Raw genomic sequence first — 515 nt, forward strand, 5'->3', positions numbered from 1 at the left:
GAGCTTTCCGGGCCGTAGATCTCACAGATACGACCATAAGGCAGACCGCCTATTCCCAGCGCCACATCCAGGCCCAGGGAACCGGTGGATACCGCAGGGATCGCTTCCCTGGGCTGGTCGCCCATCTTCATGACAGCGCCCTTGCCGAACTGGCGTTCGATCTGGCTCAGTGCTGCGCCCAGTGCTTTCTTGCGGTTGTCTTCCATCGTTGCAAACCCTCTGTCGCCAATGCCGTTATCGGGACGGGAGCCCGGCGGCCAAAATCATGGACTGCGGAACCCGGAAAACCAGACTCCTGTATATTTGAACAGTATTAAAACACAACACGAAGGCAAGACCAACCCCTCCGTTTCAGGCCTTTTCCAGAAAGCCCCTAACTCCCTGTAACACATAAAGAACCGCCTGGCGCCGAACCTGATCACGGTCGCCCTGGAACTGCTCAACCACCGCTTCGGTGTCAGCCGGAGAGCGCCCCCAGGCAAACCACACCGTGCCTACCGGCTTGTCGTCACTGC

General features: G+C 58.6%; 1 protein-coding gene and 1 pseudogene. Both read right to left on the bottom strand.

What is annotated here, in order from left to right; genetic code table 11:
- Nucleotides 1-206, bottom strand: a pseudogene (locus tag B3M52_RS11510) (DNA recombination/repair protein RecA); the annotation flags it as partial.
- Between the two features lie 145 nt (nt 207-351).
- A partial coding sequence (locus tag B3M52_RS11515; protein WP_286749662.1) for a CinA family protein occupies nt 352-515 on the bottom strand: 164 nt, incomplete at its 5' end.

Source organism: Marinobacter sp. UBA2688 (assembly GCF_002352785.1).
GTDB classification, from domain to species: Bacteria; Pseudomonadota; Gammaproteobacteria; order Pseudomonadales; family Oleiphilaceae; genus Marinobacter; species Marinobacter salarius.